The sequence below is a fragment of the Lysinibacillus sp. NPDC095746 genome, assembly GCF_044763535.1.
GTDB lineage: Bacteria > Bacillota > Bacilli > Bacillales_A > Planococcaceae > Lysinibacillus.
Genome location: NZ_JBIWGL010000006.1, coordinates 146,385 through 170,771 on the forward strand (window position 1 = coordinate 146,385; position 24,387 = coordinate 170,771).

General features: G+C 34.8%; 26 protein-coding genes and 1 pseudogene. 17 read left to right on the top strand and 10 right to left on the bottom strand.

Annotated elements, in window-relative coordinates:
- Positions 1–428: 428 nt before the first annotated feature.
- A complete protein-coding gene (locus ACIQ7N_RS06710) occupies positions 429–584 on the top strand; it encodes a hypothetical protein (RefSeq protein ID WP_402931032.1) in 156 nt (51 codons plus the stop codon).
- A gap of 133 nt (positions 585–717) precedes the next feature.
- Here ACIQ7N_RS06710 and ACIQ7N_RS06715 read toward each other — a convergent pair whose 3' ends face one another.
- Together ACIQ7N_RS06715 and ACIQ7N_RS06720 are read right to left on the bottom strand one after the other, a co-directional pair.
- Positions 718–1,734 (bottom strand): ABC transporter permease, encoded by a 1,017-nt coding sequence (locus tag ACIQ7N_RS06715; RefSeq protein ID WP_402931033.1) that lies wholly within the window; start codon positions 1,732–1,734, stop codon positions 718–720.
- Positions 1,731–2,459 (bottom strand): ABC transporter ATP-binding protein, encoded by a 729-nt coding sequence (locus ACIQ7N_RS06720; RefSeq protein WP_274067927.1) that lies wholly within the window; start codon positions 2,457–2,459, stop codon positions 1,731–1,733. The genes ACIQ7N_RS06715 and ACIQ7N_RS06720 overlap by 4 nt, the downstream gene beginning before the upstream one ends.
- Before the next feature lie 568 nt (positions 2,460–3,027).
- Between ACIQ7N_RS06720 and ACIQ7N_RS06725 the strand changes: the two genes are divergently transcribed.
- Positions 3,028–3,618 (top strand): TetR/AcrR family transcriptional regulator, encoded by a 591-nt coding sequence (locus tag ACIQ7N_RS06725; protein ID WP_402931035.1) that lies wholly within the window; start codon positions 3,028–3,030, stop codon positions 3,616–3,618.
- 54 nt (positions 3,619–3,672) lie between these two features.
- On the opposite strand, the gene ACIQ7N_RS06730 is transcribed toward ACIQ7N_RS06725, so the two are convergent.
- The 4 genes and pseudogenes from ACIQ7N_RS06730 to ACIQ7N_RS06745 all read right to left on the bottom strand — a co-directional run bounded on the left by ACIQ7N_RS06730 (position 3,673) and on the right by ACIQ7N_RS06745 (position 7,308).
- Positions 3,673–4,470, bottom strand: coding sequence for an ABC transporter permease subunit (locus tag ACIQ7N_RS06730; RefSeq protein ID WP_402931037.1), 798 nt, complete (start codon positions 4,468–4,470; stop codon positions 3,673–3,675).
- Positions 4,451–5,354, bottom strand: a pseudogene (locus tag ACIQ7N_RS06735) (ABC transporter ATP-binding protein). The gene ACIQ7N_RS06730 and the pseudogene ACIQ7N_RS06735 overlap by 20 nt, the downstream one beginning before the upstream one ends.
- A gap of 141 nt (positions 5,355–5,495) precedes the next feature.
- Positions 5,496–6,395, bottom strand: coding sequence for a hypothetical protein (locus ACIQ7N_RS06740; protein WP_402931039.1), 900 nt, complete (start codon positions 6,393–6,395; stop codon positions 5,496–5,498).
- Between the two features lie 670 nt (positions 6,396–7,065).
- The gene (locus ACIQ7N_RS06745) at positions 7,066–7,308 is read right to left on the bottom strand and encodes a hypothetical protein (RefSeq protein ID WP_402931041.1); all 243 of its coding nucleotides are present in this window, start codon (positions 7,306–7,308) and stop codon (positions 7,066–7,068) included.
- Between the two features lie 119 nt (positions 7,309–7,427).
- On the opposite strand from ACIQ7N_RS06745, the gene ACIQ7N_RS06750 reads away from it, so the two are divergent.
- The 5 genes from ACIQ7N_RS06750 to ACIQ7N_RS06770 all read left to right on the top strand — a co-directional run bounded on the left by ACIQ7N_RS06750 (position 7,428) and on the right by ACIQ7N_RS06770 (position 11,848).
- Positions 7,428–7,667, top strand: coding sequence for a hypothetical protein (locus tag ACIQ7N_RS06750; protein WP_402931043.1), 240 nt, complete (start codon positions 7,428–7,430; stop codon positions 7,665–7,667).
- Between the two features lie 390 nt (positions 7,668–8,057).
- Positions 8,058–8,630, top strand: a complete 573-nt coding sequence (locus tag ACIQ7N_RS06755) for a class I SAM-dependent methyltransferase (RefSeq protein WP_402931044.1) — start codon at positions 8,058–8,060, stop codon at positions 8,628–8,630.
- On the top strand, positions 8,630–9,223 hold the full coding sequence (locus ACIQ7N_RS06760) for a DedA family protein (RefSeq protein ID WP_402931046.1): 594 nt from the start codon (positions 8,630–8,632) through the stop codon (positions 9,221–9,223). The genes ACIQ7N_RS06755 and ACIQ7N_RS06760 overlap by 1 nt, the downstream gene beginning before the upstream one ends.
- A 422-nt stretch (positions 9,224–9,645) precedes the next feature.
- Positions 9,646–10,347 (top strand): response regulator transcription factor, encoded by a 702-nt coding sequence (locus ACIQ7N_RS06765; RefSeq protein WP_402931048.1) that lies wholly within the window; start codon positions 9,646–9,648, stop codon positions 10,345–10,347.
- Entirely contained in the window at positions 10,331–11,848 is a 1,518-nt protein-coding gene (locus ACIQ7N_RS06770) for a sensor histidine kinase (protein WP_402931050.1), read from the top strand. The genes ACIQ7N_RS06765 and ACIQ7N_RS06770 overlap by 17 nt, the downstream gene beginning before the upstream one ends.
- Before the next feature lie 45 nt (positions 11,849–11,893).
- Here the strand turns inward: ACIQ7N_RS06770 and ACIQ7N_RS06775 are convergent, their stop codons facing one another.
- Complete coding sequence (locus tag ACIQ7N_RS06775) at positions 11,894–12,202, bottom strand: hypothetical protein (protein WP_402931052.1); 309 nt, start codon at positions 12,200–12,202, stop codon at positions 11,894–11,896.
- 265 nt (positions 12,203–12,467) lie between these two features.
- On the opposite strand from ACIQ7N_RS06775, the gene ACIQ7N_RS06780 reads away from it, so the two are divergent.
- The 6 genes from ACIQ7N_RS06780 to ACIQ7N_RS06805 all read left to right on the top strand — a co-directional run bounded on the left by ACIQ7N_RS06780 (position 12,468) and on the right by ACIQ7N_RS06805 (position 18,748).
- Positions 12,468–13,310, top strand: coding sequence for a hypothetical protein (locus ACIQ7N_RS06780; protein ID WP_402931054.1), 843 nt, complete (start codon positions 12,468–12,470; stop codon positions 13,308–13,310).
- A 254-nt stretch (positions 13,311–13,564) separates the two neighbouring features.
- Positions 13,565–14,659: a sensor histidine kinase gene (locus ACIQ7N_RS06785; protein ID WP_402931056.1), complete on the top strand. Its 1,095-nt coding sequence runs from the start codon at positions 13,565–13,567 to the stop codon at positions 14,657–14,659.
- A complete protein-coding gene (locus ACIQ7N_RS06790; RefSeq protein WP_402931058.1) occupies positions 14,660–15,304 on the top strand; it encodes a response regulator in 645 nt (214 codons plus the stop codon).
- A 148-nt stretch (positions 15,305–15,452) separates the two neighbouring features.
- Positions 15,453–16,385 carry an ABC transporter ATP-binding protein gene (locus ACIQ7N_RS06795; RefSeq protein WP_402931060.1) on the top strand — a complete coding sequence of 311 codons (933 nt, stop codon included), beginning with the start codon at positions 15,453–15,455 and terminating at the stop codon, positions 16,383–16,385.
- 12 nt (positions 16,386–16,397) lie between these two features.
- Positions 16,398–17,651 carry an ABC transporter permease gene (locus ACIQ7N_RS06800; protein WP_402931062.1) on the top strand — a complete coding sequence of 418 codons (1,254 nt, stop codon included), beginning with the start codon at positions 16,398–16,400 and terminating at the stop codon, positions 17,649–17,651.
- Positions 17,648–18,748: an ABC transporter permease gene (locus ACIQ7N_RS06805; protein ID WP_402931064.1), complete on the top strand. Its 1,101-nt coding sequence runs from the start codon at positions 17,648–17,650 to the stop codon at positions 18,746–18,748. The genes ACIQ7N_RS06800 and ACIQ7N_RS06805 overlap by 4 nt, the downstream gene beginning before the upstream one ends.
- A 142-nt stretch (positions 18,749–18,890) precedes the next feature.
- On the opposite strand, the gene ACIQ7N_RS06810 is transcribed toward ACIQ7N_RS06805, so the two are convergent.
- Both ACIQ7N_RS06810 and ACIQ7N_RS06815 read right to left on the bottom strand, forming a co-directional pair.
- On the bottom strand, positions 18,891–19,751 hold the full coding sequence (locus ACIQ7N_RS06810; RefSeq protein WP_402931066.1) for a YitT family protein: 861 nt from the start codon (positions 19,749–19,751) through the stop codon (positions 18,891–18,893).
- A gap of 34 nt (positions 19,752–19,785) precedes the next feature.
- The gene (locus ACIQ7N_RS06815; protein ID WP_402931068.1) at positions 19,786–20,331 is read right to left on the bottom strand and encodes a helix-turn-helix domain-containing protein; all 546 of its coding nucleotides are present in this window, start codon (positions 20,329–20,331) and stop codon (positions 19,786–19,788) included.
- A 176-nt stretch (positions 20,332–20,507) separates the two neighbouring features.
- Here ACIQ7N_RS06815 and ACIQ7N_RS06820 point away from each other — a divergent pair, with 176 nt between their 5' ends.
- The 4 genes from ACIQ7N_RS06820 (at position 20,508) to ACIQ7N_RS06835 (ending at position 23,022) form a co-directional block, all read left to right on the top strand.
- On the top strand, positions 20,508–20,759 hold the full coding sequence (locus ACIQ7N_RS06820; RefSeq protein WP_402931070.1) for a PLD nuclease N-terminal domain-containing protein: 252 nt from the start codon (positions 20,508–20,510) through the stop codon (positions 20,757–20,759).
- Complete coding sequence (locus ACIQ7N_RS06825) at positions 20,743–21,645, top strand: ABC transporter ATP-binding protein (protein ID WP_402931072.1); 903 nt, start codon at positions 20,743–20,745, stop codon at positions 21,643–21,645. Before ACIQ7N_RS06820 ends, ACIQ7N_RS06825 begins: the two co-directional genes overlap by 17 nt.
- A gap of 4 nt (positions 21,646–21,649) precedes the next feature.
- Entirely contained in the window at positions 21,650–22,429 is a 780-nt protein-coding gene (locus tag ACIQ7N_RS06830) for an ABC transporter permease (protein ID WP_402931074.1), read from the top strand.
- A 209-nt stretch (positions 22,430–22,638) separates the two neighbouring features.
- A complete protein-coding gene (locus ACIQ7N_RS06835; protein ID WP_402931076.1) occupies positions 22,639–23,022 on the top strand; it encodes a GntR family transcriptional regulator in 384 nt (127 codons plus the stop codon).
- A gap of 41 nt (positions 23,023–23,063) precedes the next feature.
- Here the strand turns inward: ACIQ7N_RS06835 and ACIQ7N_RS06840 are convergent, their stop codons facing one another.
- The gene (locus ACIQ7N_RS06840; RefSeq protein ID WP_402931078.1) at positions 23,064–23,615 is read right to left on the bottom strand and encodes a GNAT family N-acetyltransferase; all 552 of its coding nucleotides are present in this window, start codon (positions 23,613–23,615) and stop codon (positions 23,064–23,066) included.
- Positions 23,616–24,387 lie beyond the last annotated feature (772 nt).

A 24,387-nucleotide genomic window follows, 5' to 3' on the forward strand; every position in this document is an offset into this window, starting at 1 on the left:
AAACATTTGTTGCTGTGGCTGCGCTTTCGCACAGATAAAACATTTGTTGCTGTGGCTGCGCTTTCGCACAGATAAAACATTTGTTGCTGTCGCTACGCTTTCGTACAGATAAAACATTCGCTGTGCTGCATGGTCTTATCTGTGACGCTAACCCCCAAGTAGACGCCTAGCCTCAACTCCAACAACTTATATTCTGGCTATGTAAAAGATTCTACCCATTTTTGAGCAGAACTCTATGTTTAAACAATAATTAATTAAAATTTAACTCAATACTAGTGGAAATACCAATAAAGGTATTATATTTATTACTTGTTTATTTTTATAAATAATATTTTACTGTGTTACAATTAAGAGCGTAAATACCAGATTGAATAAAGTTCTGATTGATAGAAATTATTTTATTCTTACTATTGAACGGAGTGAAATCTATGCAACGATTTCTAAATGATTTGTTAGGGGCAATAAAAGATAATTTAAAACTAGTTGGTTATTTTTTTCTGGGTTTATTTTCAGTAGGAGCTTTCATGTATGCTGTTACTTTTGTTATAAAAATAATAATTGGAGATTCTTTTTTAATTAAATAACCCCTAGATAAAAGTATCTAGGGATTAAGTAAAACAAATTAAATTAGCTCAAAATAAAAGGCGTCGTTTTAGTAAATTCGTCAATTCAGCTACTTCTGTTTTAGAGGTAGTTTTTTGTACCAATACCCTTTGATTATAAGGATCGATATTTTTTTAAACTAATAATATTTAATGTGATAAATACAAGAGCGAAGCAGGCAAGGATCACTAAATCCACTAGAATTTCACTAAAGGAATATCCTTTATACATAACGCCGTTCAAAGCGTCAGCGGCATAGTATAGCGGCATAATACGCCCGATATTTTGCAGCCACTCCACCATATTATCAAGTGGGAAAATACCTGAAAAGAAAATTTGCGGTACAATGACTAGCGGAATAAATTGCATCATTTGAAACTCTGATGCAGCAAAACTTGATAAAAGAGCTCCTAATGATAATGATACAAGTGCAACGATAATATTGATTAGTAGCACAAGCCAGATGGAGCCAACGTGTACGATATCAAGGACATAAACCCCGAATAGAACAATAATAGCCGTTTGAATAAATGCAAACAATCCATAACCAAGTATATAACCAGCAACAATTTCAGAACGTTTAATCGGTGTCGCCAGTAAGCGTTCCAATGTCCCTGAAGTTCGTTCTTTTAACAACGCTATACCTGTAATTAAAAAGACGAAAAAGAACACAAAGAAGCCTGTCAACATCGGGCTAAAAATATCAAAAATAGCGGTATTTTCATCGCCAAATACATACTCAGTCTTCAACTTCATCATTGCAGATTGTTCTGGCTGCAAAACTTGAGAGAGTTTCATTTTTAAAGCCTTGGCTGTAGACGGATCATCATTTAATAATGTGAGCTTCAATTGCGTTTGATAAAAAGCTAACCAGCCATCATATTTTTCTTCTTTTAAATCAGCAATAGAAAAATCATTTTTTTCGATAACATGAAAATCCGCTGCTTCAAGCTTTTCAATGATGGATGCAGAACCATTTGATACGACTACTGTCATGTCAGGTTCGTTACTGTTAAAAACAAAATACATTAACGAAAGCACAAGAAGCGGTGCAAAGAATAATAAGGCGAGTGTACGTTTATCCCGGATCATTTGCTGCATAATTCTTGTAACAATTGCGCCGATTCTCATAGTGCTTCACCTCCAGCCTTTAAAAACACTTCATCAAAGTCTTTTGCCTGATAATGAGCTTTCAGATCATGTGGTGTTCCATGCGCAATGATATGACCATTGCGCAGCATTGCCAACTGATCACAGCGCTCAGCTTCATCCATTGCATGTGTCGTTACTAAAATTGTTTTATGCTCATCGTTTTTCAAACGAATTAACTCCTGCCAAATTTCCTTTTTCAATACGGGATCAATACCAACCGTTGGCTCATCTAAAATCAACAGCTTCGGGTTTTGGATAAGGGCAATTGCAAGGGATAATCTTCGTTTCATTCCACCAGAATAATTCAGCACCTTCCTATTTAAATCATCCGTTAAATGAACAAGGCTTGCAGCATAATTGACACGCTCCTCACGCTCTTTTTTTGATAATCGATAAAGCTTAGCAAAGAAATGAAGGTTCTCTTCACCGGTTAAATCCAAATATAGCGCATCAGATTGTGCCATATAGCCGATATCCGTCAGTAATTGTTTATGAGGGACAGTATAATTTAATACTTGAATACTGCCATTATCGGGTTTAATCATTCCCATAATCATTTTAATTAACGTCGTTTTCCCACAGCCTGAAGGACCAAGTAAGCCAATAAGTTCTCCCTTTGGTATTTCTAACGAAAGTGGGGCAATTACTTGTTTTTGCTGAAATTTTTTTTCAATGGAGTTTAATGAAATTGCATTGTTTCCCATATATCCATCTCTCCTTTACTGAACACAGTGTTGATACTTGAAATTTTAAGGCAGTGTATAAGGAATTACAATAAACAGATAACTAAAAAGTGTTAAGTGATTTTCGATGGAGATCAACATTTTTAAGCTAAATGAAATCAAAATGACATACTAAATAGTAAGCCATTCATAAATAACCATTTTTACTTAATTAGATTGATGGAAATAAATAATATGAAATGCCGATATATAAGGTAAAATTGGAATATAAAACCTGTTTGACCTTGTTGTGTCATTGAGGTAACGAGTAACTACTTTCAGCCAATGTCTTTTGGACCGAAAGCGTAGCGACAGATTAACATCAGCTGAAAGAAGTTATAGCCTCCGGAGGATGTCACAGAATCGGAAAGGCGTAAAAAGGATTAGCCTAAAATCATCGCATCTTTGCGATAATAACTGCCTGTGGTTCGTTACCGCTACCGCCGGCATAAGCACAAAGCCGATTCCAGATGCAATTATGCCTAGGCATAATTGATCGAAACCGCTAAATACTAATCAGAATAAAGTGATAATACATTGGGGGGTCTAAATGTCTATTCATGATATTATGAATTTTGAAACCAAACGAGCTATAAAAAATGCATTACTTATACAAATAGAGGAAGTAGGGTTTGAACGAATAACAGTAAAAAACCTTGCTATTACTGCTAACATTAATCGAGGAACTTTTTATTTACACTATAAGGATAAATATGAAGTAATGGAGGATTTGCAGCAGGAATTATTAAATGAATTAGCAAGCTATGTAAAAAACGTTCAACCGCTAGATGCTTTTCAAACGATAAAAATAGGTCAACTTTATCAGCCATTTATAGCAGTGTTTAAATATATTAAAGAGCATGATAAAGCCTTTCGAGTTATTCTAGGGGAGCAGGGGAGCCCAGCTTTTAGTAAGAGGATGAAGAAAGTTTTTAGTAATCATATTTTGGACAGAATCTCTGTTATTCGAGAAGAAGGACTTGATCCAGAGTTTCAACCGTATTTTGAAGCTTTTTTAACATCCGCGATTTTAGGTGTTATTCAAGAGTGGTTAGATAATGGAGATGATTTAAACGTAGAGGAGTTAGCAATGATTCATTTTCGGTTATTGCGATTCCTTGGTGATTTGGCATCTTTGTAACAATAAAGTTATACAAGAATCTGCTTGCTTCAAGAAAGCAAGCAGATGTTTGCATTATAAATATAAGTCACGTTTAACAAAAACACGAATTGCCAGCATATAGCATAGCAGCCCGATTAAAAACAATGCCCCTAGCATCCAAAAAGACGAGCTATCTTGAGTCATTAATTTTTCAGGTGTAAACAATGAGTAAATCGTGAAGTACTTAAGCTTTTCTAAAGAACCGCCCATATTACTAAGTCCTTGAATTAAATAAAAAAGAATAGGAATTCCTGTACTATACGCGTAAGAGGTTCTTAAATCCTTACTACTACAGGATACTAAAAAGCAGAAGCCACTAATGGCAAAATGTAAGAAAAAAAGACCGATATTTAATGTCAAGAAAGCACTTAAATCCAATTCATTTGGAAATAGAATACCTGAAAAGATGATAGCTATTAAAGTTGTTGCGGTGAGCAGTACCGAAATACTAGCAACCAAAAAAAATGCTTGCGTGAAGACAATTTTAAAACGTGTATTCGGTGTTGCAATTAAGTATGCCATAGAACCATTGTCGATATAGCCTATTACTAATTTATTTGCCAGCATAATAATGAAAACTAACGGTAAAACTAGTAATAAAAATCCATACAAATAGGTAGATAAAAATTCAATTAACGAATTACCTATGTTACTCATACCAAATGCTGACATCAATTCAGGCATTGTTTCGGTAAGTTTATTAAGAGTATTGCTCATCTCAGGGTTATACATGTAGACGATACTAATGGTATAGAGCATTAATACAGCGAGAATAATACTAAAAAGTTTAATCGTAGCTAGCATCTCATGTTTAAGCAAAGTAAAGTTCATGATTCTTTCCCTCCGCTTTCGTAGTAATGCATGAATATATCTTCAAGTGATTGTGAAATGATATCGAGGTCATTAATTTTATAGTCTGCTAATGTATGAAGTAATGTTTGGACATTACCTTGAACTTTTATAATGGCTTGTGTTGGACCGATTTGTTCAATTTTAAGTTGCTCTCCTAAGAAACGAGATAGCTCTTGCTCACTTTGAAATTCTATTAAAAACTTTTTAGATTTTCGCTTTTTTAAGTCAGCAATAGTTTCTGTTGCAACAATTTTCCCTGCATTAAGAATCGCTACACGGTCACAAGTTTTTTCAATTTCTTCAATCATATGAGAGGACATGAATATGGTTGTGCCTTTTTCTTTTTCAGCTAAAATAAACTCGATAAACTTTGTTTGTATAAGAGGATCTAATCCACTTGTCGGTTCATCTAGAATGACTATCTCAGGGTTATGCATAAATGCGCAAATGAGACCTACTTTTTGCTTCATACCTTTTGACATTTTCTTAATAAGTCCAGTGGCATTTAATTCAAAATATTGCATGAGTTCATGAGCTCTTGTCAAATCTTTTAACCCTCGCATTTGGGCAATAAATTTAATAAATTGTTGTCCAGTCATTTTATCGATAAAAGCAATTTCACCAGGTAAATAGCCTACAAATTTTTGAATTTCAGCGGTAGATTGGCGACAATCTAGCCCTTTTATGAAACACTGTCCTTCTGTAGGTTGTAAAAAGCCCATTAAATGCCGTATTGTAGTAGATTTACCGGCACCATTTGGACCTAAAAATCCGAACACTTCACCTTTTTCGATTTGTAATTCCACATTTTGTACACTATAAAAATCCCCAAACTTTTTAGTTAAATTATTGACCTCGATCATTGCCATACAATTCACCTCTTCAACTGTTCTTTATATTGATTATAAGAAAAAGAACATGAATGGCTTCTTCTTTAAAAAGACTTCCTTCATGTTCTCTGTATAGTGATGTTAATTTTACATGGAATATTAATTTGAAGATATTTATTCTCCATAATAATCATTCAGTGCTACTTCTAAACGTTCTTCTAAGTGCTTCGAAATATAACACAACACAAATTGTTCCTTTTCCATCTCAATTTGAGAGGATCGAAAAGTTTTTCTGAAAAAGCCTGCCTTATTTTCCATCGCAAATTGCTGTAATGCTTCTGTCCGTAATGTTGACACAATTTCATTTTCGATATGACGCTCACGAATTTTTTGAACAATATCCTTTACGCTACGCTCTTGCAGTTCTGAAATTTGTTTTTGTAGATTTTCATTTTCTTGTTTAAGTTCAACTGTTTCTTTTTGAATCTCTTCTACTTGAAGCTCTGATTCCGAGGATACTAATTGAATGTTTTGTGCGAGAAAGTCTTGATTGATCGTTACTTGTAAGGAGCCATGTTCTTCGTTTGGCGTAATATTGAAAAGTCCTGTTTGTATCATTTGTTGTAGAACATTTCCAAGAATATCAACTTTATTCGCTAAATCGTCAGTGCCCATAGTTGTCGCAGTTATTTGATGTTTGAAGAGTTGACCGTTGTCATCAATCCCTAGTAAAAGTTTTAAGCCTCTGACGCGGTGTTTATCTTTTAGCAGTAAAATCATACGAAGTCTTAAGATGGCAGGAAGATTCAAACGAATATTGGTGTTTGGGCTATTCGAAGCATTATCAAAAATATACTGTTCAAATGGTTTAATGTAATAGCGAAGCATCGCATCCGTAATTTCAAACCAACCTGCGACTTCTGCAATGGAATAATAATTTGATTCTTCAATATGCGCTAAATAGTTGTCATTATAAAGTATTTCTTCTAAAGGCGTATTTTGTATTTCGACAAACAATGGGTCATGTTGCACAATTCCGAGTACCGTTTCTTTTGCATCATTTAGTTTAAGCATCCTTTTACACCCCACTTTATTTTTCCGAATAACCCTATATAGGTTTCTATTCTACTGGAAGCAATTGTATGACTATTTTGTGTAGGAAATAATCAATAGAACTAATGACCTGAAAACCTTTTCTGACTCTTAACGGAAATTTAAGTCGTATAAAATGGGAGAAATGTTGAAGTATATAGTTTAGAAGGGAACTCCTATGGAACCCTGCTGCGAAGTGGGACATAGGACGCCCCGAGGAAAGCATTAGTATCATTGGTGCTATTAATTTTGTAGTCACTGAAAACAAAGATTTAATCAAAGTTAGCACATTCTAGTAAGCTGTAATAAGTGAAAATACGTTTGAATAGAGGGCATCCAATACACAAGATAGCTTAACGGCTTAATACTAGTAAGGTGAGTGTTGCATCGATTGCAATAGATCTTGAAATGACAGGAAAGATTGGTTAAAACGAAAAAGAGCCATCTCCTAAAAAGGAAATGGCTAAAAAGTAATTACAGGAGTGAACACGTTGAGGGATCGCTAAGCGAATATGCTTAACACTACTATAACTATGTTGTAATTGTAGTTTTGTATAGTTGAAGGACTTGAAAATTAAATAAAAAATAAAAAGTCGCAGCGTTTGCAGACACTATCAAACTCATGAACAATTTAAAGATTAAACTAGAGCGATTATAATATCTCTCTAAAAAACTCATAAAATCCCATATCCATCGGAATAGCCCAAATAAAGAATCCAAGCAGCGCAATCGGTCCAAGTAATAAATGATAAATCTTAATCGGTAATATTTTTCCGAGTAAGGCTTTATAAATTGCTACACAAACCGCCATTATTGCAGGTAATAATAATATAGGCGGAATAAAACAAAGCAGTCTTCCGATAAAGTAAATACCCGGAAATATGTCCAAAAACATATCCGTTAATCACCTCATTATGTATATTTTGTAAATGATAACATAAAAAAGCCACAGCTTCGTCACACGCTAGAAGGTGCTTACAACATTATTATATCACCCTAAAGGAGGGCAAATCTATGCAATTAACGCAAAACAAGCTAGACGCAATGATTATAGAATACCACCGGATAGTTAATGCCATCAAAGAAATGCCAGCAAAAATGGTTATTGAGACAAAACAGCGCAATAGGGTATCGAGGCTACACTTCCTAAGACAGCAGGGTGTCAGTGATCCAATTATGGAGGAGCTATTAGACGTGCAAAGAATATCTTGCGGAGTACGAAAGGAAGTTATTAGAGGTTCAAAGGCTTCTTGATAGAGTACAAGGTCAAGTGTATTTACAAACCATCAAAGAGTGGATGTAGTATTGAAAATAAAAACACCCTACATTGTTTATTATTTTTATCCTACATAATCTAAAGTTTTCAGGTTCAACATATACCCCGTCCGAATATTTTTTGGTAACCCAAGTGCCCAGTTAAAAATGCCCCGTACCCCACATGAGAATACGATAAAAAAACCAACCTTAAAATACACCCTACATAAAGAATATGAAAACATAGACTTAATGATAGTTATCCCAATATAAATAAAGGTAAATAATGTGAACCTTAAGAAAAATTTAAGAAATCTCCTCGCAATTCTTTAAGAAATACCTTTTATAGTAAAAGCATCTAATAATTACTTATGATCGGGGAGAAAAATTATGCAATTAATAACGTTCCTTACTGAATTTATAAAACATCCAAAAACTATAGGTGCGATTTCACCTAGTTCAAAAAAACTAGCCAGAAAAATGATCGAAACAATTTGTTTTAACAATGCCCAATGTATTGTTGAACTAGGTCCGGGTACAGGTTCATTTACGAGAGAAATAATGAAAAGAAAAGAGCAGTCAACAAAGTTAATTCTTATTGAGAATAATGAAATTTTTTGTGAAAAGCTACGTAAACAATTTGAATTTGAGCCAAGTGTAATCGTTATCCATGGATCGGCTGAGGATTTATGCATGTATATGTCTGCATTAAATATCGAAAAAATTGACTATGTTGTATCTGGATTACCTTTTACATCTTTGAATCCTGCCGTTTCCTCACGTATTTTACGGAATGTAAAAGATTGTTTAAAGGACGGTAAATTTATTACATTCCAATATTCACTTGTTAGGAAGTCCTTTATCCAAAAATACTTTGAGGATATTTCACATGAAAAAGTATGGATTAATTTGCCACCTGCCTATGTGCTAAGCTGCAAACTTGGAAATGTGAGGGCTAGTTAATGGGGCTACAGGATCTTTTATCGTATATCGAACAATATGGTTATTTTGCTTTGTTTTTCAGCTTATGGCTAGGAATCGTGGGTATGCCACTCCCAGATGAGATGATCGTGATGAGTGGTGGCTTTATGTCTTCGTTAGAAAAAATGAGCGTGTTAACAGCTTTTGTCATAACTTATCTTGGTGCAGTTTCAGGACTTTCCTTAGGATTTATCCTTGGTAAAGTGTTTGGCCATAAAATACTTGATAAATTGGTGAAAAAGAACAAAGCTAAGTATTTATTAAAGTCAAAAGAACTATTAGATAGATATGGTCATTTCGCTTTAGTTATAAGCTATTTCATACCAGTTGTGAGACATATAATTCCATACTTAGTAGGTATGAACAACATGTCGTTTAAAAAATACGCTTTGTATTACTACTCAGCAGGCTTTGTTTGGACATTTATATACTTTACACTTGGTTTGTTCTTTGGAAAACACATTGAAAACATTTCCATACTAGCAACTAAATACGGTATATATTTTGGCGCTTTCGTCGGTATTATAGGCTGTTTTTATTATTTTTATAGACGAAAATTAAAGACGGTATTGTAAGACATTTTTATTATTTTTATATACGAAAAATAAAAAAATAGTTAAAATTAGGTTCATCACTAAAAGTTGAGGATGATGACTTTTGTTAAACCGTCTACTATGTAAATAGTTGATTGGAGTGGAGACTGGGCGACTCCTCGGGGATCAGCAATAGAGGAACGAAGGCTAAAAGCATCACATCCTGTGATAACGCCTTCGTGACCAACATCGTGTTGGCCCGAGACCCTGCAGCGCAGCGAAGCGGCTCATCGGACGCCCCCAGGAAAGCGCCCAGTCGGAACGGAAATCAACCACACGTTCTGGTGAAGAGTGAAAGCTAGATATCCACGGAAGCGCTTCGTCTGATTGTTAATCAATCGACGTTATTGTACTAGGTCTGGGTAATATACAACTTGATAGTTTAAAGAAATTGGTGGGATTAGATGAGTCAAGAAACAATACTTATAGTTGATGATGAAAAAGAGATTAGAAATCTTATTGCAATTTATTTAAAAAATGAGGGCTATGATGTTCTAGAAGCAAGTGATGGAGAGGAAGGCTTAAATCTTTTAAAGAAGCATCAAGTACATTTAATTGTCCTAGATATTATGATGCCAAAAGTAGATGGCATCGAAATGTGTATGAAGGTAAGGGAAATAGCTGAGATGCCAATTATTATGCTGTCAGCAAAATCTCAGGACATGGATAAAATCGTAGGATTAACATTAGGAGCGGATGATTATGTAATAAAGCCGTTTAACCCTTTAGAGCTAATTGCGCGCATAAAATCTCAGCTTCGTAGATATATCAAAATGAATCGACTAGATATGATGAACGAAAATGAGATAGAGATTGGTGATATGCGAATCAATACCGACACACATGAAGTAATCGTCAACAATGAAAAAGTGAAGCTTACGCCAAGGGAATTTTCAATTCTTGAATTACTTGCAAGAAATCAAGGCATGGTAATGAGTGCTGAGCAAATTTATGAAAAGGTTTGGAAGGAAGAAGCTATACAGTCTGAAAATACGGTAATGGTACATATACGAAAAATTCGCGAAAGAATTGAGACAACGCCAAGAAATCCTCAATATATTAAAACAGTATGGGGAGTAGGTTATAAAATTGAGAAAGATCATTAAGCCAATACTTTTCTTATTAAAAAAACTAAAAATGTTCATTGTAACTGCTATAACAAAAGTTCGGCGAAGCATTAGAATTCAATTATTGACGACTTTTATTCTTTGTGCATTTTTAGGTTTACTTGGAGCAAAAGCCGCACTTTCGTTTGCTTTGAATATCAACCCGGCAGTTAAGATTGATTATAGTCAAGGGATGCAGGAAATAAATGATCAAGCGCAGCGTGCCGCAGATCTAGCCAGCAATGAAAATAGTTTAGAAGCATTACAGCAAATGATTGAATCAGAAAATCATAAATTTGAAATGGAACAAAGTGCATTAAAAGTAATCGTTACCGATGAGAACGGAAAGGTTTTATACAAAACAAAGCAAGTGGAAGAAAAACAAATCAATTTGCATTATAAGATTCGGAATGTAATGGACTTTGCGATTAACCATCCACTCAATAATTATGAGGTACCAGCAATCGAGCAATTGAGGCAAGAATTCATTGCATTTTATCCTTTAACTATAGAAGATAAAAACTTATATTTGTTTGTCAGCGGTATTCCTGAAGGGATGGTTATCGCAAGTTCGAATGAGGGCCTTATCCCATTATTTAGTGCAATTGTTGTTTTTACATTTTCATTCTTATACATAACAAAACGAAAAATGAAACAAATTGAGGCATTGGCGGAGGGGGTTAAGGAAATCGCAAAAGGAGATTTAACCTATCGAATTGAGAAAAAGGGGATAGATGAAATAGCTTTATTAACAGAGAATGTCAATCATATGGCTGAAGCAATTATGAGCAATATAGAAATGGAACGAAGGATTGAAAAACAAAAAAATGAATTGATTACTAATGTCTCGCATGACCTACGAACACCACTTACTTCGATTATGGGTTACTTACGATTGTTAAGAGATGAGAGGTACGATACGAAGGAGCAGTCTGATGAATATTTAAAGATCGCTTTCACCAAATCCGAACAGTTAAAAAACTTAATTGATGATCTATTTGAATATACGAAGCTAACGAATGAAAGCATAATCCTTGGGAAGCAAGAGGTATGTATGAACGAACTTCTCGATCAGTTAACTGAGGAGTTGATTCCGCAAGCGGAGGAAAACCATCGTATATTTATTAAAAATTTCTCGGAGGAGCGGATCTTCGCTACAGTAGATTCTGAAAAAATTGTCAGGGTTTTTGATAATTTATTAATGAATGCCATTAAATATAGTACAGGTAATGGCGAGATTTTTGTTTCTCTTGAAAGAAAAGAAAGTAATGTTCAAATCTGTGTCGCTAATGAAAGTGATGAATTTACATCCGAAGAGTTAACGAGCTTATTTGAGCGATTTTATAAAAAAGATCAATCTAGAACAAGTGTAGCGGAAGGTTCGGGGCTTGGGCTTGCCATTGCTAAAAGCATTGTAGAACTACATGGGGGCAAAATTGGCGCGAAGTATACGGATGGTATGTTGCAATTTATCATCGAACTTCCTGTTACATCTTTATAAAAAATAGAAAGGTAGCATCTTTTATTAGAGCAATGCTACCTTTCTTCATGGGCAAATTTGTTGCTCAATAGTGAGAATATGATTGGCATTAGAGTGGGGAAGAAGCTTTTGCAAGTGCATTAAAATATTATTGTCCTTCGTGACTATTTGAATTTCTGTGTAGCGATATTGTTGTTGGACTTCTTGAATATATTCTAAAATTTTCAATATATGAAGTGGGTCTTTCATTTCTACTTCTACAAAAAAAGGTAGTGTTAATTGATGTAAACTTAAGCAACCGCGACGAATCCAAATTGCTTCATTGACGTAATAACGGATAGGTAATTGGCGATTACTTGCGATAAATAAGTCCATTTATATCTCCTTTTTTATATCATGATGTAAACAGTGATGGATAGCATTTCTAAATCGTGGATAGAACATTTAAATTGATGGATAGAATCCCCAAAATGATGGATAGAGAATCCTCAAAGAAATGGATGTGCATACATCAATCGTCATTAAAAAATAGTTTAACGCAATTGATTGTACTTCGTCATCATAGAAGTTCATTCAAGAATTTCTTCTCTAATTACGTCAATACTAGAAGTTATATCTGGCTATAAAAGGGGTCATATTGATGAAGAAAATAATGCTATTTACATTATTGCTACTTTTTGCAGTTTGCTTTAGACCACTATTTGCTCACGCTAACGAGAACCAGAAAGAAGACTTAATGAAAATTGTAAACAGATTTATGCCATCGAATGCGTCCCTTATAAGCCCTGAAAACCCTTCCTCTAAACGCCCAATTCAACTCTATGACTTTGATCACGATGGACAAAAAGAAATAATATTTACGTTTAAAGTTAAAGCAATAAATCAACCATCGCCTTCTCAGTTTGGATTAATAGTGCTAAAAAAACACAATACAGATTGGCGAAAGATTTTGGAAACTAAAACAGATGGAGTCAATTTGGATTTTTCTGGTTTGGTAGATATTACCGGTGATGGCACAAAAGAGTATTTATTTGGTGTGACAATTGGAGCGGCGATGGGCAGCAATCTGGAAGTGTTCCAATGGATCAATAACTCATTCGAAAAAATTGCTGAAGTTCCTTATCATAAAATAGACTTTGTAAATGGTGTACAAAAAGTTGGTCTAGCAGTTTGGCAATTGTATATTGGTGATAGCTATTTAGTGGATGTACTAAAATGGAATGGTGAAAAGTTGGTCTATAACGAAGAATTATATTCTCAATACTATCCGATCATCGAAAAGTTTTATAAAGAAAAAATTTCAGAAATGGATGCCTGGTTTTATTGGTATTGCCTTGCAGATGCCCAAATTAAAGCCAATAAATTTGATGAAGCATCTAAATCGATTCAAAAGGGAATTTCGTTAGTTAAAAAATCAGTCATGCATGAAGTAATCCAAGACTTTAATGATTTAACTAAAAGGCTGGAGAACAAAAGAAAATAATAGAAATCTTAATAACGGTCTGTTTTCTTAAATGAGCTGTATAGTATCACCAAATTGTTCCGGGAACGGACTGTTATGTTTATGAAACTTTAGAGCGACTAAGATGTTCTAAATGCTCTTATCGCTAAAAACGCTAAGACAAGTTAATCATTCTGTCTAGCGTTTTTTTATTGATATTTGTAAGTGATTACATTTTAAGGAATTGAAAAGATGTATAATAAGTTGAAAATAATAGTATAGGATGGAGTCAATCTATGAAATATTTTCTCTTTCGCAATAGTTGTATATTGCTATTAATGACGATTTTCCTAGTTCACACTTATTACACGGATGCATCATTGACAGCCGCTTTTTTCATCTGTACGGTCATTTTAACTTTATATTTCATCACACCTCTTTTGAAAAAGTTGCGAATTATTAGTTACATAACGATTGTTCTTATATTATTTTGTAGTGTATTTGTTTCACTTAATATAATGTATGCATTGCCGATTTTGGCTTTCTTTATAATAGAGGGCGCTTTTTTACTACAGGCAAAGTTTTATTATTTTCTTATAGGAATCTTGACTGTTATCGGTATGATTTTTGTCCTGTTGCGGTGGCTGCCATTATACGGGATGCTAATGCTGATTGCTCTTTCTCTATGTTCATTGGGGATGCGTCATTACATTCAAGCATACAGTGAAAAAAGTATTTTGTATCAAGAATTATTAGGGCAATATCGTGCATTAAAACGTCTATCCGTTGAGCAAGATCAGCTTGTACGAGCAGAGGAGCGCACAAAAATTGCACGTGATATACACGATTCGGTAGGACATAATTTAACTGCATTACTCATGCAAGCAGAGATGATATCTATTCAGTATGGGCATGACGCGTTAGATGATATTAAGCAATTGGCGCGTAAAAGTTTAAACGAAACAAGGTATGCGGTTCGGCAATTAAAATCGAGCGAGGCATATGGCATTACATCGGTGCTACATTTAATTCGAAGGCTAGAGATGGAAAGTCGTTTACATATTCGTTTTACTATTGAAAAGGGAGTGCTGTCATTACCCATTTCCAATAAGCAAAGCATAGTACTTTATCGCGTTTTACAAGAATGTTTAACAAATGCGATGAAATATAGTGATTCAAAGGAAGTCGACATCATTTTAGGGAAAGATTCATTACAACATATTAGCTTTCAAGTTAAAAACAAATCAATAAAACAAACACCGCTTGTTCATGGTTTTGGGCTAAAAAATATGACCGAACGAATTCAGGAAATTGGCGGAGAGTTACGCATACATAAAACCGAGCAACAATTTATAGTTGATGGATCTTTTCCGATGAAGGAGAGAGTTTGAATGAAAAAACGAATTTTATTAGTTGAAGATCAAACTATTGTACGAAATGGTCTGAAAATGATGATTGAGCAAGATGAGACGTTGCAAATTACGGCAGAAGCTAATAATGGGCGGGAGGCTTTAGTATTACTTGAGAAAGTATATGTCGATCTTGTGTTAATGGATATACGCATGCCAGAGATGAGTGGAATAGAGGCGACAAAGCATATACGCAGTCATTTTCCACATGTAAAAATACTGATTTTAACAACATTTGATGATGAAGAGTATGCCTTCCAAACATTAAAAGATGGTGCAAGCGGCTTTCTTGTCAAGTCGTCCGAACCCGCCAAGCTAATAGCGAGCATTCATAGTGTATTAGCTGGGGGCATGGTTATTCAAGAAGATGTTGCCGCCAAGCTAATGCCTAAGTTATTGCAACAAACGACTGCAAAAATCTCAACACCACAGCTTTCTACACTAACAGAGCGTGAATTAACGATTATTCAATTAATTGGGGAGGGTAAAACGAATAAAGAAATTGCGGATTCTTTATTTTTATCGGTTGGTACAGTGAAAAATCATCTTACACATATTTTACAGAAGCTTGCACTACGAGATCGGACCCAGTTAGCGATCTATGCTGTACGGAATGGAATTGTGTAAAGGATTAAGCATTCATTCATAATGCATTTCATTTGGCAAACCTAATTTGCCCGGTATAAAAAATGACTTCAGTCACTGCCTTTTATGACGGAAGCTAGTCGTCTAGTCAATATGCAACTGCTATTCTTTAGAGAAAGGGGGCTGTTGAATGATTGAAGTAGTTAATCTAACAAAAACATTTAAAAAAGTAAACGCTGTGGATGACGTGAGCCTATACATTGAGCCAGGCGAAATTGTAGGACTTCTTGGACCAAATGGCGCTGGTAAATCAACGACAATTGCGATGATGTCGACTTTGATTCGACCAACAACAGGTGACGTCTTAGTACAGCATAAAAGCATTTTAAAAAATCCAACTTCCTTACGTAAAGTACTAGGGGTTGTACCGCAAGAAATTGCCTTGTATGAGGAACTGACAGCGCGTGAGAATTTGGAGTTTTTTGGGGATGTCTACAAAATTCCGCGTCTGAAATTACAGGAACGGGTTCGTATAGTACTAGCGCAAATCGGACTCGAAAATGAGCCGAAAAAACTTGTCAAACATTATTCTGGCGGGATGAAAAGACGTTTAAATATTGGTGTTGCCCTCCTGCACGAGCCTGAATATTTAATTATGGATGAGCCGACAGTGGGTATTGACCCGCAATCGAGAAAGTATATTTTAGAAACTGTGAAAAGGCTAAATAAAGAAGCCAATACAGCGATTATTTATACGAGTCATTACATGGAGGAAGTCGAGTATTTATGTGATCGCATTTATATTATGGATAAAGGGCATATAATTGCAGCTGGCAAAAAGGAAGAAATTAAGGCGATATTATCTTCAGAAAAAACAATTGTCTTAAAGCTAGAAAAGCATTCAAATGATTTTGTTGATGTGCTTATGAAACAAGGTTTTTTATCAAATTTCCAGGTAAAGGATGCGGATATTTCCTTTAGTGTAGCGAAAAATACCGATTTCCTTCCAATGTTATTGCCTTTATGTGAGAAGCATGACATAGTTCTTAAAGGTTTTCATGTCAAAGAGCCGACATTGGAAGATGTATTTTTACATTTAACTGGTAGAGCATTAAGGAATTAGGGGGGAACCGTAATGTTTTTAGCACTTATTCGCAAACAGTTAAAAGTATTGTGGCGTCACCCTCAAGAGTTGGTCATTTTACTATTAATGCCGATAGGCCTTATATCTATAATAAGTTTTGCGATCGGCTCATTAATGGATGGGGATAATAGTCCAATTGATGTAAAGATTGCGATTGTACAACATGAGGATGAGCAGCAAGAGTTGGCGGCATTTTTGCAGGAATCACAAGGTGAGATGAGGACTGATGTACATTCACGGGAAAGCCTGAAACAAATGCTACCCATTTCTATGCTCTTGCAATTGCTAGAGCAGGAGGATATGCAACAATTTATTACTGTCGCTCAGATTGCTTCAAGTGATATAAAGGCGCTTAAAAAAGAAGGAGAGTATGATGTAATTCTTGAAATACCAGCTGGATTTACAAAGCAATTTTATACATCCCTTTTCTCGAAAGGAGATATTCCTGCCTTCCATGTGTATTTAAATGAACAGAAAGAAATTGCTTCAACGATTGTACAAAATATTTTAAAGTCATTTCAATATCAATATTCGCTTATGGCAGAGCTTCGTTCAAAAGGGTTATTAACACGGGATGTTATATTACCAAAAGTAGATATTTCATCTTCCGTTCAGACAGTCAATCAACAGGAGCCCGTCTCAACGAGTGAATATTATACGTTTAGTATGACTGTCATGTTTATTTTATATATAGCAGGGACAATCGCCAGTCAAGCATTTTTAGAAAAGCATATGCATATTTTTGATCGTATTTTACTAGCAAATATCCATCCAATCATTTATTTATTAGCGGTTATTGTTTCAACTGTTATTTTGTCTCTCATTCAAGTGTCCATTGTATTTGTAGTTGTCTATCTTATGCTTGATATTTCATTTGTACAATTGCCTTTACATTTACTCGTGACTTTGATGCTGGCAATTGTTGTCGGGAGTATTGCTGCATTACTATCAGCGGTTAACTACCGCTTTAATTCGGCAGAGTTTTCGAATGTGTTTGGTTCAGTTATCGTATCAATTTTAGCGTTATTTGGTGGTAGCTTCTTTAATTTAAGTACCTTTGCACCCACTCTTGCGAAAATTGGGAGCTGGACACCGAATGGAGCAGCCTTACAAAGTTATTTAACGATACAGCAAGGTGGAGGGCTTGGCCAGATTTCATCTTATTTATGGATATTAACGGCTGTAGCAGTGATTTGTACAACAATCGCCTTTTTATTGTTCCCGAGAAGAGGTGGTATTGCATGATAAATATACTCAAAACAAAATTTTTATTATTAAAAAGAAAGCCTAGCTCATTAATCGCAACGACTATTATTATATGTCTTTATGCGTATTTGATAGGGCATGGACAACAAACAAAGCAGCCGATTGCTGTCCATTCGACTTTAAGTGAGGAAATGACAAAGCAAGTATTGACTGAGTTAGAAAGTAATAAAAATTACGAATTTACAATTTATAGTGAGGATGAAGCAACAGATTTAGTCGAAACGGGTAAAGTCGATGTAGCAATTTTGTTACAGGAAGCCGGCTATAAGTTACTGGTGGCTGTTGATTTTATGAATTCCAAATTGGTTCAACATGAACTAGACCGAATTTATAGTGAGGTGGTTCAAAATGATGCGATGATAAAAGCGTTTCCTACAGATTTGCAGGATGAGGTAACACGTGCAATCGCAGTAGCCAAAACAGCTCCATCATTTGATATTCAGTATGCAAACTTTGCCAATGAAAAAGGATTTAAATGGGACTCTGGACTTCACACGCTATTTGGCTTTGCGCTGTTTATGGTTATTTATACGGTATCTAACGGTGTCAATCATATCGTCATGGAGCGTAGAAATGGTATTTGGAATCGTTTAACGGTTTCAAATATTAGTAAATGGAAAGTATATGCCGCCAATCTAGCTTATGCATTTTTAATAGGTTATCTTCAAATCGTATTAGTATTTTGCATTTTTTATTTTGGGGTTGGTGTAGAGTTTTACGGAGGGTTTGTAGCAAGTTTAATCGCAGTCATACCGTATCTATTGTGTATCGTTGCACTATCTATATTTATCGCCTCAATTACGAATACACCTAGTATATTTAATACGGTGATGGCGTTTCTTGCAGTACCATTTGCGATGCTAGGTGGCGCTTACTGGCCATTAGAAATCGTTTCTTCTAAAGTAATTTTAGCTCTATCTTATATTTCGCCAATCACATACGGTTTAGAGATTTTAAAAGGTGTGACGATTAATGCTAGTTCTTATGTAGAGTTATTACAACCTTTAAGCCTCTTATTATTTATGACAGTCGTATTTATGGGCATTGGAATTAGTGTCATGGAGAAGAAAAGCTAAAATTGAGCTTTCTTCCATAATGAAAAAAATGTAATACCGGTTTAGTTTGCCTGTATATTTAGTCATAAAAAACTGCATCCCTATTGTTAGAAATGTAACAATGGGATGCAGTTTATGAACGACTTACTTTCTTACCTTTTGTTTAGTGGATATCACGTTTTTTGAAGTTACCACCACGTACTTCTGATACATCAGAAATAACTACGAAGGCACTTTCATCGATATCTTTAATAATCGACACAAGTTTATTTTCTTCCATACGGTTAATAACACAGTTTAATATATCCGTTGGTTCATTAGAAAAACCGCCACGCCCTTTTGTATATGTAACACCACGTCCTAAACGAGCTTGAATCGCATCACCAATTTCCTCTGACTTTGCACTGACAACACGAACATCCTTTGATTTTTCTAAACCTACTTGAATAATATCGATAACGTTTTTCGCAATATAGTATGTTAAAGCTGAGTATAATGCGCTCTCTAAGCCAAAAATAAAGCTTGCCCCTAAGAAAATAAAGGCATTAATAAATAATATAATATCCCCGACTGAAAACGGAATTTTACGTGATAATAACACGGCTAAAACTTCAGAGCCATCTAAAGCGCCACCGTTACGTAAGACAATCCCAATCCCAACACCTAGTAGCATACCACCAGATAAAACAATTAATAGTGGATCATTTGGACCTAAAATTGTTTTAACATCATGCATAAGCACTGTTGAAATAGATAGAGCTGCAATCCCAGCACTACTCATCAATGCAAAAGTTTTACCTACTTGTTTGTAGCCAATCCAAATAAAAGGAATGTTTAATACAAAGAGCAGTACGCCTAATGGAATACCAAAAAGGTGTGCGCCCATAATACTAATACCTGTCACACCACCATCAATGACATCGTTCGGAATTAATACAGCTTCTAGTCCATATGCTGCGATGATAGCGCCAATAATAATCATGATAAATTTTCGTGTGTTTTCAACTGACTTTCTTCTTTTCATAAATCTTCTCCATTTCTTTACTTAAAAATCATACTTAAGGTTTTGGAATAATATTTATAGCTATTGTTTTTGTCTCATTATCTGTCTCTTTATTAGAGTCGGCCATATTATAGTATTTAATGATTAAATCGTTTAATTCATTTTCAAAGCTCATAAATTGATCAGTCGTTAATGTTAAATCAACAAATGAAAAAGTTGATAAATCTGCAAGTCTTTCTTCTTCACCAAGTGAATGTAAATAATTTTGATATTGAGATAGTAAAGTTAATTGATAGTTGGAAACATAATTTAATTTTTGTTTGATCGTTAGTTGTGTCCAATCCTCCTTACTAAGTATTTCTGCTCCTTCATTTAATGCATAAAATTTCTCTGTAACAGAACGTACTTTTCGCTCTTTCACAATTTTTATGATGTTTTCATCTACTAAAATTTGGATGTGTCGATATAAAGTAGCCTGAGGCACATCCTTTATGATAGAAATCATCTCCAAAGTGCTTAAACCTTCTTCTTTATTGTGCATCAGAGCTTGTAAAATTTTCATTCTCACAGGGTGCATTAAAACTTCTGCTTTATTCCGCATAAAACGATCCTCCTATCTGATGGAATCAAGGGAAGCAATCAAATGTTATCAATATGAGAACATTATCAATAAATATACTATATATTTTTTTTACAGATGTACAGTAGAAAGGTAATGAAATTTTTTACATCTTCTGTTATCATTATTGATAATGATAATGAATGGAGGTTGTAGGAATGAAATTACACTATGGTTTTGATGAGTTAAGCCAACTGGATTGGGCAAGCATACTTCCAATCATTTTGCCATTGATATTCGTAGGATTTGTTTTAATCATTGTTGCTTTATTCGATTTATATCGGCACCGACATACGCGGGAAAACATACTTATGTGGACAATTATTATTTTGTTCTGTAACTCAATTGGTTCTGTTCTATACTTCATTATTGGTAGGAAGGATGTAAATAAACGTGCGCTTAGAGATTAAAAATATTACGAAAAAGTTTAAACAAAAAACAGCCGTGAATGATTTTTCAATGGTCATTGATTCCAATGAGTGTGTTGGATTAATTGGACCAAATGGAGCGGGGAAATCCACATTAATTCAAATCATTGCCGACATTTTGAATGCAGACAAAGGGGAAATTTTTCTTGATGGTCAAAAGATTGCATCTATGAAAAATCAAATTGGTTACTTACCTCAGTATCCTAATTTTTTCTCATGGATGACAGCGTTTGAAACATTATCCTTTATGGGAACACTTTCAGGCATATCAAAAAGTGAATTGCAGAAAGAAATTCCATTACTTTTAGAAAAGGTAGGCTTAGGGAAAGAAGCACATATACATGTCGGGAGATTTTCTGGTGGTATGAAGCAACGCCTTGGCATTGCACAAGCATTGTTACATAAGCCAGCTTTAATGATAATGGATGAACCGGTATCAGCGCTAGATCCAATAGGGAGAAGAGAAGTGTTAAATCTATTAAAAGAGATAAAAAAAGAAACGACAGTTTTACTATCAACGCATATATTGAGCGATGCGGAGGAAATTTGTGAGCGCTTTGTCATGATTAAAAATGGTCACAAAATAGAGGATGCTACAAAATCAGAGTTACTTGAGCGGCATCAAGAATCAGCTATCTTTTTAATGATTCGCAAGGTAGATTTTCAGTGGTTAACAATGCTTGAACAATTATCTTATGTGCAGAAAATCGAAAGCTGTGGAAATGGCTTCAAAATCCACGTTGAAAATTTGGAAACAGATGCTAATCGATTAATACAGCACGGACTGGATTCGAAAGTGATGTTTACTAAATTTGAAGTGGGTATTCAAGACAATCTAGAAGAAATATTTTTAGAATTGGTGGTGTAAATGAATGAATGCTTTTATCGAATTAAGCAAAAAAGAAGTACATCAAATGGCCAGGGAGTTTAAAATATTGTGGCTCCCTATTGTATTTATTTTACTAGGGCTAACGCAACCAATTATGATGTATTATTTGCCTGTTATTTTACAATCAGCTGGTGGTGTTCAAGGTATAACAATTGATCCTACGATGGCAAAGCCTGTGGGACAGGAGGTACTTGCCTCAACATTAAATTCACAGTTTGATCAGTTGGGCATTATTATTCTGGTCGTTGCCACTATGAGTATTATCCAAGGAGAGAAAGCTAATGGCATGATGGCATTTATCCTAACAAGGCCAGTATCGATCTCTTCTTATTTAAATAGTAAAATCATCAGCCATTATATTTTGGCTGTTATATGTATAGCTCTTGGATATGCAGTGTCCTATGGATATTCAGCGTTTTTATTTACTACTGTTCCTATGACACAAGTTTTATGGGCTTTAGTATTTTATTGTGTTTGGCTGTTATTCATCATTACGTTTGTTGCGATGATGAGTACATTTTTTAAAAGTCCTGCATTTATTGCACTAATAAGTATCGTTAGTTTATTAATATGTCGTTTTATCGCTGGGCTACATCCATTAATAGACATTGTTAATCCTGCTAGTAATAGTATGTATGCAACAAATATTCTAATGTCGGGTGATGTGGGATCTTGGTATGGCATCAATATTGTAGTAACACTGTTGTTAGTTTTATTGATGATCATTACGATGCAAAGTTTTATTGCGAAAAAGAAATTTTAACTTCTTTCAGAAAAGTGTTTGGGTAGCGAGAGTGAAATAAAATAGAGCGATTCTGGCTAGGAACTTCACATCCTATGAAAACACCTGAGTGACCTGATTCCCAAGGAGTCGCACAACCACTACTAAACCAACTTATTTTCATGCTAAACGTTTTTACAAATGACATCCCTTTTTTAGCGATAAAGCCATATGAAAGGAAACGTGAACAATTGAATGTAAAAATAGATCCAATGAGTAAAATTCCTTTTTATCAACAGTTAACCCAGCAACTACTTTTTGAAATAGCGACAGGGAAAATTTGCGGAAATGGTGATTCATTGCCCTCTATTCGTGATTTAGCAGCAAAAACAAACCTTAATCTTCATACCGTTCATAAAAGCTACAAGGAGCTTCAGAAGAAGGGAATAATCGCTATAAAACCTAACTCTAAAGCAACTGTTAATAAGCCTACTGAAGCAAAGGGTGTTAGCCTTCAACAGATTTCTATAAAGGTAGAACAAATAATGTGTGAAGCTTATGTTTTAGGTATTAGCGAATATCAATTACAGCAGCTGTTTCATGAGAATATAAGAAAATTTTATATCGAGCCTTAAAAAAAGAGATGACCTCTGCAATGAGCAGAAGCCATCTCTTACTAATTAGAGTGAATTTTAGTAAACTCATCCTTTGTCATGCCAAAATAGATCTCGTCATAAAAGGAACCATTTGTATAAATCATATTTCTTAATCGGCCTTCTTCAACAAATCGCAGTTTTTTATGTAGAGCTATTGAAGATGCATTAAAGGAGTAAACACAAATTGTTGCTTTCTGATAGCGAAGTTCAAAGAAATAATGCTTTAAAATAGTTAAAATCATATCTTTTGCATACCCTTTTCCTCTATGTGGAGGAAATACCGTTATAGCATAGTCAAATGTTCCGTTCTTTCCATCACAATCAGAAACCTCAATTGTCCCCACGACATTGTTTGAAGCATCCTCTGCAATCCAATAAAAATCATCACTGTCAGTAGATGCCCCTTGTGATATTTCATTTATCCATTCTTCAATTTGCTGATTTGTCCGAGGGAAAGCGACTGAATCAAGGTTTTTAAGTATATCATCGTCTAAATTTTCAAATATATGAATGTCTTCAGACTTCGGCGCTCTTAACCGTATTTTTGCTCCGCGCCAATAGGAAACTTTCATTGAACTCATCTACCTTTCTAATTTGTATAGTTAAATTATACCATTGAAATTGTGTAGAAAAGAACCACTAAAGAGTTCATTACTTTTATAATGTTTTATTAACAATACAGCCACAATAGTTGTAACCACAAGGACATGCAAGTTCGAAGGGGCTAACATTGCAAATAGCAGCAGGGATTAAAGCTCAAGGAATTAATGTTCCTCCTCCTACAAAGATCGCTGTTTTTTGTCTTAAAGCTGTTAAAGAGCAGTACCACCACAAATAGCACTGCCAAACAAACTACCGAAGGAACTGCATAGGAAATATTTGAGAAGCGAGAATCGTCTATGCATGTAATGGTGCCAACGACTGCTAAAGTGACGCCTGCAATTCCCTTTGTTCATCGAATTACAGTAGCTAGGCCCACACCGAAATCGTTGACAATAACGTGTGAAGCCTCGGGTAATTAGTTACCAATAGTTACATAAATCCGGAATCTACAAGATAGGGATTAAATGAAAAAGAGCGATAAAAATATCGCTCTAAAATATGATAAAATGGCAATTCTTTTCTTAGGTTCTTTTCTAACAAACGACTTGTTGAGCTTGCTTTTTTTGCTTTAAATGATGGGGGTATGACCAGTGCGTCCACATATGTAAATTTTGTTCAAATGGACCTCGTTTATTTTTTTTTAAGTGACGATTTGTCAAATTAAGTGCAACAATTGCTCATTAAAAGCCTCGTTTGCAGTTTTCCAACCAAGACATTTTCTTGGTCGGCTGTTGATATAGT

Bases quoted from the DNA above. Each gene is read 5' to 3' on its own strand.
- ACIQ7N_RS06720 (WP_274067927.1), bottom strand. From the start codon at position 2,459: ATGGGAAACAATGCAATTTCATTAAACTCCATTGAAAAAAAATTTCAG.
- ACIQ7N_RS06800 (WP_402931062.1), top strand. From the start codon at position 16,398: ATGTTTTTAGCACTTATTCGCAAACAGTTAAAAGTATTGTGGCGTCAC.
- ACIQ7N_RS06740 (WP_402931039.1), bottom strand. From the start codon at position 6,395: ATGCTTAAACTAAATGATGCAAAAGAAACGGTACTCGGAATTGTGCAA.
- ACIQ7N_RS06820 (WP_402931070.1), top strand. From the start codon at position 20,508: ATGAAATTACACTATGGTTTTGATGAGTTAAGCCAACTGGATTGGGCA.
- ACIQ7N_RS06730 (WP_402931037.1), bottom strand. From the start codon at position 4,470: ATGAACTTTACTTTGCTTAAACATGAGATGCTAGCTACGATTAAACTT.
- ACIQ7N_RS06790 (WP_402931058.1), top strand. From the start codon at position 14,660: ATGAAAAAACGAATTTTATTAGTTGAAGATCAAACTATTGTACGAAAT.
- ACIQ7N_RS06780 (WP_402931054.1), top strand. From the start codon at position 12,468: ATGAAGAAAATAATGCTATTTACATTATTGCTACTTTTTGCAGTTTGC.
- ACIQ7N_RS06710 (WP_402931032.1), top strand. From the start codon at position 429: ATGCAACGATTTCTAAATGATTTGTTAGGGGCAATAAAAGATAATTTA.
- ACIQ7N_RS06840 (WP_402931078.1), bottom strand. From the start codon at position 23,615: ATGAAAGTTTCCTATTGGCGCGGAGCAAAAATACGGTTAAGAGCGCCG.
- ACIQ7N_RS06760 (WP_402931046.1), top strand. From the start codon at position 8,630: ATGGGGCTACAGGATCTTTTATCGTATATCGAACAATATGGTTATTTT.
- ACIQ7N_RS06765 (WP_402931048.1), top strand. From the start codon at position 9,646: ATGAGTCAAGAAACAATACTTATAGTTGATGATGAAAAAGAGATTAGA.
- ACIQ7N_RS06775 (WP_402931052.1), bottom strand. From the start codon at position 12,202: ATGGACTTATTTATCGCAAGTAATCGCCAATTACCTATCCGTTATTAC.
- ACIQ7N_RS06795 (WP_402931060.1), top strand. From the start codon at position 15,453: ATGATTGAAGTAGTTAATCTAACAAAAACATTTAAAAAAGTAAACGCT.
- ACIQ7N_RS06815 (WP_402931068.1), bottom strand. From the start codon at position 20,331: ATGCGGAATAAAGCAGAAGTTTTAATGCACCCTGTGAGAATGAAAATT.
- ACIQ7N_RS06715 (WP_402931033.1), bottom strand. From the start codon at position 1,734: ATGAGAATCGGCGCAATTGTTACAAGAATTATGCAGCAAATGATCCGG.
- ACIQ7N_RS06810 (WP_402931066.1), bottom strand. From the start codon at position 19,751: ATGAAAAGAAGAAAGTCAGTTGAAAACACACGAAAATTTATCATGATT.
- ACIQ7N_RS06785 (WP_402931056.1), top strand. From the start codon at position 13,565: ATGAAATATTTTCTCTTTCGCAATAGTTGTATATTGCTATTAATGACG.
- ACIQ7N_RS06725 (WP_402931035.1), top strand. From the start codon at position 3,028: ATGTCTATTCATGATATTATGAATTTTGAAACCAAACGAGCTATAAAA.
- ACIQ7N_RS06750 (WP_402931043.1), top strand. From the start codon at position 7,428: ATGCAATTAACGCAAAACAAGCTAGACGCAATGATTATAGAATACCAC.
- ACIQ7N_RS06805 (WP_402931064.1), top strand. From the start codon at position 17,648: ATGATAAATATACTCAAAACAAAATTTTTATTATTAAAAAGAAAGCCT.
- ACIQ7N_RS06755 (WP_402931044.1), top strand. From the start codon at position 8,058: ATGCAATTAATAACGTTCCTTACTGAATTTATAAAACATCCAAAAACT.
- ACIQ7N_RS06830 (WP_402931074.1), top strand. From the start codon at position 21,650: ATGAATGCTTTTATCGAATTAAGCAAAAAAGAAGTACATCAAATGGCC.
- ACIQ7N_RS06745 (WP_402931041.1), bottom strand. From the start codon at position 7,308: ATGTTTTTGGACATATTTCCGGGTATTTACTTTATCGGAAGACTGCTT.